The 6658-nt window shown below is 69.0% G+C and carries 5 protein-coding genes and 1 pseudogene; 3 read left to right on the forward strand and 3 right to left on the reverse strand.

Features of this window, described 5'->3' with window-relative positions; genetic code table 11:
- Positions 1-13: 13 nt before the first annotated feature.
- Positions 14-1349 (reverse strand): annotated as a pseudogene (locus ACTJJK_RS06500) (amidohydrolase family protein).
- Positions 1346-2797: an amidohydrolase gene (locus ACTJJK_RS06505; RefSeq protein ID WP_440729798.1), complete on the reverse strand. Its 1452-nt coding sequence runs from the start codon at positions 2795-2797 to the stop codon at positions 1346-1348. The pseudogene ACTJJK_RS06500 and the gene ACTJJK_RS06505 overlap by 4 nt, the downstream one beginning before the upstream one ends.
- A gap of 131 nt (positions 2798-2928) precedes the next feature.
- On the opposite strand from ACTJJK_RS06505, the gene ACTJJK_RS06510 reads away from it, so the two are divergent.
- From ACTJJK_RS06510 to ACTJJK_RS06520, 3 genes are all read left to right on the forward strand, one after another.
- On the forward strand, positions 2929-3705 hold the full coding sequence (locus ACTJJK_RS06510; RefSeq protein ID WP_057919309.1) for an AMP nucleosidase: 777 nt from the start codon (positions 2929-2931) through the stop codon (positions 3703-3705).
- Between the two features lie 309 nt (positions 3706-4014).
- Positions 4015-4584, forward strand: a complete 570-nt coding sequence (locus tag ACTJJK_RS06515; RefSeq protein WP_440729799.1) for a lysozyme inhibitor LprI family protein — start codon at positions 4015-4017, stop codon at positions 4582-4584.
- Positions 4585-4704: 120 nt separating this feature from the next.
- The gene (locus tag ACTJJK_RS06520) at positions 4705-5262 is read left to right on the forward strand and encodes a DUF924 family protein (protein ID WP_440729800.1); all 558 of its coding nucleotides are present in this window, start codon (positions 4705-4707) and stop codon (positions 5260-5262) included.
- Between the two features lie 350 nt (positions 5263-5612).
- On the opposite strand, the gene grxD is transcribed toward ACTJJK_RS06520, so the two are convergent.
- The gene (gene grxD / locus ACTJJK_RS06525) at positions 5613-6539 is read right to left on the reverse strand and encodes a Grx4 family monothiol glutaredoxin (protein WP_223621444.1); all 927 of its coding nucleotides are present in this window, start codon (positions 6537-6539) and stop codon (positions 5613-5615) included.
- Positions 6540-6658: the final 119 nt, after the last annotated feature.

Raw genomic sequence — 6658 nt, forward strand, 5'->3', positions numbered from 1 at the left:
CCGGGCCGCTGCCTCAGCGCGCCGGCGCCGGATACGCGCGCGGCAGGCCGGTGTCGCCGTGCAGGTAACGGTCGCGCAGTTCGGTCTGGCGGCTGCGCATCTCGATCGCGCGGCCGTCCATCCACACTTGCAGGGCGACATGGGCGACATCGAGCGGATCGCCGCTCCACAGCACCAGGTCGGCGCGCTGGCCCGGAGCGATGGCACCGACCTGGCCGGCCACGCCGAAGGCTTCGGCCGGCACCCGGGTCAGGCCGGCCAGGCCGTCGGCCCAGGGCAGGCCCGCGGCGACGGCGTTGCCGGCGAGCTGGCGCACCTTGCGCGCGTTGTGCGAGGCGCCGCCTTCGCTGAAACCCACCGCCACGCCGGCCGCGCGCAGGCGCGCGGCGTTCTCCATGCTGGCGCCGACCTGGTCGAAATCGCTCGGCAGGTTGGACAGCGGATTGACGAACACCGGCACCTTGGCCGCGGCGAGCTGCGGCGCGAGCCGCCAGGCCTCGCCGCCGCCGGCGATGGCGATGCGCAACCGGTGCCGCGCCGACCAGCGCAGCAACTGGCGGATGTCGGCGGCACGGTCGACGCCGAACACGATGCGGCCGCCGCCGTCGAGGTATTTGAGCAGGGTCGAGCGACCGGCCGGGGTCAGCAGCGCGGCGTGGTGGCCGGGTGCGATGCGGCCGCGCGCCTCGTCGATCAACTGGTCGAGGATCATCCACTGCGCTGCGCGCGAGCTGCCGCTGAGGCCCAGGCCGTCTTTGCCAAGGCGCACGAACAACACACGCGGGCCGATCGGGTCGGGGCCGCCGTCGAGCCGTTCGACGCCGCCCTGGCCGGCGACGATCGAGCCGCCGGTGGCGGTGCCGACGCCGAGCAGGGTCCAGCCGATGCCTTCGATGCGCGCGACCGGGATCAACACCGAGTCGGGGTTGTAGGCCAGGGTTACGTCGAACTCCGGCCGCACCGTCATTTCCTTGGTGTCGGCGCCCAGCGCGACGGTCTGGTCGACCGTGGATTTTTCGCCGGAGACTTCTTCCAGGCCGATCTCGGTGATGCCGCCGAACAGGGTCGGGGTCAGCGGCCGGCCTTCGGCTTCGACGACCTGGGNCCGACAAGCCCTTGCCGACCGCGCGCACCACGCCGTTGCCGACCAGCACGTCGGCGTGTTCGAGCGAGCCTTGCGCGGTCGCGGTGTGCACGGTGGCGTTGCGGATCAGGACGTTCTGCGCCGCGGCGCCGAAACTCGCGCAAGCGCCGAGCAGGGCGAGCAGCAGCGCGCTGCGACGCAGCCCGCGGGTTGCAAGCTTCGCTGCAACGGCGCAGGACAAGGGTTCGATCCCGTGACGGTTCATCGCACGCCTCCGGTCTGCGTCGCTGGTTGCCCCAGCAGGAAGTCCGACTTCGGTTGCCGCGACGGGTCGGCGCGGTCGTAGACGCGCGCGCCGTCGACATAGACCTGCTCGGCCTTGGCGTAGACGCTGAAGGGGTTGCCGTTCCACACCACTACGTCGCCCATCTTGCCGGGCTCGAGGGTGCCGGTGCGTTCGAGGATGCCGAGCGCCTTGGCCGGGTTCTGGGTCAGCCAGCGGATCGCCCGTTCCGGCGCGATGTCGATGCCGGCCAGGCGCGCATGCGCGATCACCTTGGCCGCTTCCTGGTTGAGGCGCTGGATGCCTTCCTCGGAGTCCGAATGCACGATCGCGCAGCTGTTGGCGGGGCGGTCGACGATGGCGATGTTTTCCTGGATGCCGTCGAAGGCTTCCATCTTGAAGCCCCACCAGTCGGCCCACAGCGCGCCGCACACGCCTTCGGCGGCGAGGCGGTCGGCGATCTTGTAGGCCTCCACGCCGTGGTGGAAGGCGCTGACCTTGAAGCCGAACTCCTTGGCCAGGTCGAGCATGGTGGTCATCTCGTCGGCGCGGTAGCAATGGATGTGGACGAGGATGTCGCCCTTGATCGCGCCGGCCAGGGTGTCGAGCTTGAGGTCGCGCTTGCCGCCGGTGTCCTTCTCGCTGTCGGCGCCGTTGCCGTTGCCGGGCTTGGCGCTGCTCTGCCACCAGCGCTTCTTCTGCTGCGCGGCGGCCTTCGGCGCGCTCTTGCGCAGGTATTCGCTGGCGTCGATGAAGGCGGCGCGGTAACCGGCGACATTGCCCATGCGCGTACCCGGCGGCGTGTTGCGGCTGCCGTAGACGCGCTTGGGGTTCTCGCCGCAGGCCATCTTCAGGCCCCACGGCGCGGCCGGGAATTTCATCGCCTGGTAGCTGGTGGCCGGGACGTTCTTCAGCGTCACCCCGCGTCCGCCGATCAGGTTGGCCGAGCCGGGCAGGATCTGCAGCGAAGTGATGCCGCCGGCGAGCGCCGCGGCGAAGCCGGGGTCCTGCGGCCACACCGAATGCTCGGCCCAGACGTTCGGGGTGACCGGGCCGGTCATTTCATTGCCGTCGGCGTGCGCACCGACGCCGGGGCTCGGGTAGACGCCGAGGTGCGAGTGCACGTCGATGATGCCCGGGGTGATCCACTTGCCGCTCGCATCGACGCGGGTGGCGTCGCTCGGCGCCTCGAGGGCGCGGCCGACCGCGACCACCTTGCCGTCGCGCAGCAGCACGTCGGCGTCGTCGAGGCGCTGGCCGGCGCCGGTCAGCACGGTCGCGTGCTGCAGCAGTACCGGGCCGGCGGCGATCGCCTTGTAGGTGCTCGGATACGGGTCCTGGGTGAAACGTGAGGCAGACGCGGGCGTGGCGGCCTGCACGGCGCCGGCGAGCAGCGCCAGGCCACAGCCGGCCAGTAGCGGTCGAAACATGGATTCCCCCAAGACAGAGCGAGCGACGGACAACCTTGGAACCGTAACGGCCGCCCGAGCCCCTGCCAACCCTGACTATCGTCATGGGCGGTGCGACAATGGCCGGACAACAACAAGAACAGGCATAGACCATGAAAGAGAAAGAACAGATCGTCGAAAACTGGCTGCCGCGCTACACCGGCGTGCCCCTGGACCAATTCGGCGAGCACGTCCTGCTGACCAATTTCGGCGGCTACCTGCATACCTTCGCGCGCCTGACCGGCGCCGAAGTGGTCGGCCTGGACCGACCGATGCCGAGCGCGACCTTCGACGGCATCACCATGATCAACTTCGGCATGGGCAGCCCCAACGCCGCGACCATGATGGACCTGCTGTCGGCGATCATGCCCAAGGCGGTGTTGTTCCTCGGCAAGTGCGGGGGCCTCAAGCGCAAGAACCAGCTCGGCGACCTGGTGCTGCCGATCGCCGCGATCCGCGGCGAAGGCACCTCCAACGATTACCTGCTGCCGGAAGTGCCGGCCCTGCCGGCCTTCGCCCTGCAGCGCGCGGTTTCGACCACCATCCGCGACCTCGGCCACGACTACTGGACCGGCTCGGTGTACACCACCAACCGCCGCGTCTGGGAGCACGACGAAGCCTTCAAGGAGCGCCTGCGCCAGATGCGCTGCATGGCCATCGACATGGAGACCGCGACCGTGTTCGCCGCCGGCTTCGCCAACCGCATCCCCTGCGGCGCGCTGCTGCTGGTGTCGGACCAGCCGATGATCCCCGAAGGCGTCAAGACCGAAGCCTCCGACGCCAAGGTCAGCGCGAACTTCGTCGACACCCACATCAGCGTCGGCATCGAAGCGCTGAAGCTGATTCGCCGCCACGGCAAGTCGGTGCGGCATTTGCGCTTCGACGAGTGATCGCTACGGCACGCCGGCCTTTCCGTCTTTGAGCGCTTCGCGGTGTCGTGACAGTAGTCATTCATCTGCAAGCGCCAGCGTACGAAGCCCCTCTCCCGCTTGCGGGAGAGGGGTTGGGGTGAGGGCCGCGACAGCTCTGCGCGCGCGCCGTGCCCGCCATCGCAGATCCGTCGTGCGGCCCTGAACCGTTTATCGATGAACGAGCGGATAACCCTGTTTTTATAGGGGTTCTGCGACGCCAAGCACACGACATCGCACGGCCTGAGACCTCGCGCGCCGACACTGTATTCCACGGCCGGAGGACAGGTCATGGAACAGCTCATCTTCACCGTCATCGGCGCCTTGCTTACCTGGGCGTTCTACTTCATCCAACGTTTCGCCGAACGTCGCGGCACGGTCGACGCGATCGAGCGCGGCAAGCAACTGCTGGCGCTCAAGCAAGAGCTCGACGGCGCTCACACCAGTGTCGAGGAACTGCGCCGTTTCGAAAGCCGGCTGGTCGGCAAGGCCGAAACCGCCGCGCGCATCGCCGACAGCTATTTCAGCAAGGCCGCCGCGGTCGCGCGCGACAACGAGGACGCGCGGGTCAGCGAGGCCGACATGAGCCAGCAGGCGATCGCCGAGCTCAGCCGCGAGGAAGTGCGGTTGCAAGGCTTGGTTGCGCACCTGCGCAAGCAGCTCGACGGCGAAGGCCTGGCGGCGTTCGAAAGGGCGCACGAAGCCTGGCTGACTTTTCGCGAATGCCATGCGCGTTTCGTCTCGCAGTCGTACTCGGCCGGGCCGATCCGTCCGCTGATCCACGCGGTGACGATGGAAAGCATTACGGTCGCATGGATCAACGAGCTGGAAACGCAGTTGGGCGAGGATCAGGCCGCTTGATGCGGCCGGCGATGTTCGGCGATTCATGTCGATGCCGCCTGATCGCCGTCGCAGGGTCAGCGCGACAGCTTCGCATCTGGTTTGCTAGGGTTCGCCACCTGATCCTCAGCGAGAACCCGCATGTCCGTGACCGCGAAAGACGTCGTCGATTTCTGGCGCAATGCCGGCCCGAGCCGCTGGTTCGACCGTAACGAGAGCTTCGACCACCAGTGCCGCAGCGGCTTCCTCGATACGCACCACGCCGCCGCCAGGCGCGAGCACGACGATTGGGCCGAGCGCGACGCCGAATCCGCGCTGGCCCTCTTGATCCTGCTCGACCAGATTCCGCGCAACGTGTTCCGCGGCAGCGCGCATTCCTATGCGACCGATCCGCTCGCGCGGCACTACGCCCGGCGCGCGCTCGAACTCGGCCACGACCGCAGCATCGAGCCGGCGCTGCGCGCGTTCTTCTATCTGCCGTTCGAGCATTCCGAACAACTCGACGATCAACGCTGCTCGGTCGAATTGCACCGCGGCCTGCCGCCGAACCAGGACGGCAGCGACGCCGCGCAGTGGGCCGTGGCCCATCTCGAAATCATCGAGCGCTTCGGCCGCTTCCCGCACCGCAATGCCGCGCTCGGCCGCGAGAGCACGGCCGAGGAACAGGCCTATCTCGATGGCGGTGGGTTCAGGGGCTGAGCCGGGGGCGTGCACCCCGCGACCGCGATGAATCAATGTAGGAGCGACGTGAGTCGCGACCACGCCATCACCCCATGCTGCGCCGCGATCCGCGATCCGCGAGCCCGCGGTCGCGGCTCACGCCGCTCCTACAGAGGCAGCGGCGCCGCGCTTTGGGGTAGGAGCGACGCGAGTCGCGACCGCGCACCCACCCGAGCCTGCGCGGCGATCCGTCAGCCCGCGGTCGCGGCTTGCGCCGCTCCTACAGGGGCGGCGACGCGGCAGCCCGCCCCACAAAACAGAACGGCCGCGACGCAGGGCGCCGCGGCCGTTCGATTCGGGCTTGCCGATCGATCAGAACTGTCGCTCGATCAATACTTCGGAATCGAAGCGTCCAGGTCGGCCCAGGCGTCGATGCCGCCTTCGATGTTGTAGACCTCGCGGAAACCGAGCTGGCGGAAGTGCTCGGCGGCCTGGGCGCTGCGGCCGCCGTGGTGGCACAGGAACGCCAGCGGGGTGTCCTTGGGCAGGCCTTCGAGGGCATCGGTGCCGCCGTCGAAGGTGTCGAAGGCGATGCCGATGCGGGCGATCGCGCGTTCGTCGGCGGGGCGCACGTCGACCACGCGCAGCGAGCCTTCGCCGGCGCGCGCGAGCGCCTGCTCGGGCGCGATCGGCTTCACCGCCGGCGGCGCGTTGGGGTTGGTGATGACCAGGCCGCGGCCGCGTTCGTCGTCGGCCCAATCGATGCTCACGCCGTCAGCGCGGCGGGCGTTGATCCAGTCGGTCTGCACGCGCACGCCTTCGGCTTCGACCGCAATGGCGTTGGCATCGACCGGCGCCAACTGCAAACGCACGTTATGGCGCGCGTCGACTTCGAGCTGCACCGCGTAGTTGTCGCCGGCATTGGCCACCGCGTCGCGCAGCATCTGCGCCGCGGCCGGGGTGATCGTGAGCTTCGGCGGGCTGCGGTCCGGCGTCGGCAGGCCGAGCAGCTCGTGCAGTTCGCCGCTGCCGGCCATCTGCTCGATGATGTCGCTGCCGCCGACCAGTTGCGCGTCGACATACAGCTGCGGGATCGTCGGCCATTCGCCGTATTGCTTGATGCCCTCGCGGATCTCCGGGTCGGCCAGCACGTCGACATGGGCATAACCCTGCGGCAGCAGCGCGTTGAGCGCGCCGGAGGCCTTGGCCGAGAAGCCGCACTGCGGCGCGGTGGGGCCGCCCTTCATGAACAGAACGACGCGGTTGGACTGGAGCAGGGTTTCGATGCGCGAACGCAGGGCAGGGTCGAGGGACATGGAGGTCAGCCGGGCGGGAATAGGGGCAAGGTGGGGGCGGGCAGTCTACGTCGCAAGGTAGGATGCGGCATCCGCCGGCGTCTCGGGCTGCCGCGGAGCCCCTCCCGACCGTCGGAACC

Origin of the sequence: Lysobacter sp. 22409 (assembly GCF_052045105.1) — a bacterium.
GTDB lineage: Bacteria > Pseudomonadota > Gammaproteobacteria > Xanthomonadales > Xanthomonadaceae > Lysobacter > Lysobacter antibioticus_B.

Coding starts and splice junctions, on each gene's coding strand:
- ACTJJK_RS06515 (WP_440729799.1), top strand. CDS start 4,015: ATGGAACAGCTCATCTTCACCGTCATCGGCGCCTTGCTTACCTGGGCG.
- ACTJJK_RS06510 (WP_057919309.1), top strand. CDS start 2,929: ATGAAAGAGAAAGAACAGATCGTCGAAAACTGGCTGCCGCGCTACACC.
- grxD (WP_223621444.1), bottom strand. CDS start 6,539: ATGTCCCTCGACCCTGCCCTGCGTTCGCGCATCGAAACCCTGCTCCAG.
- ACTJJK_RS06505 (WP_440729798.1), bottom strand. CDS start 2,797: ATGTTTCGACCGCTACTGGCCGGCTGTGGCCTGGCGCTGCTCGCCGGC.
- ACTJJK_RS06520 (WP_440729800.1), top strand. CDS start 4,705: ATGTCCGTGACCGCGAAAGACGTCGTCGATTTCTGGCGCAATGCCGGC.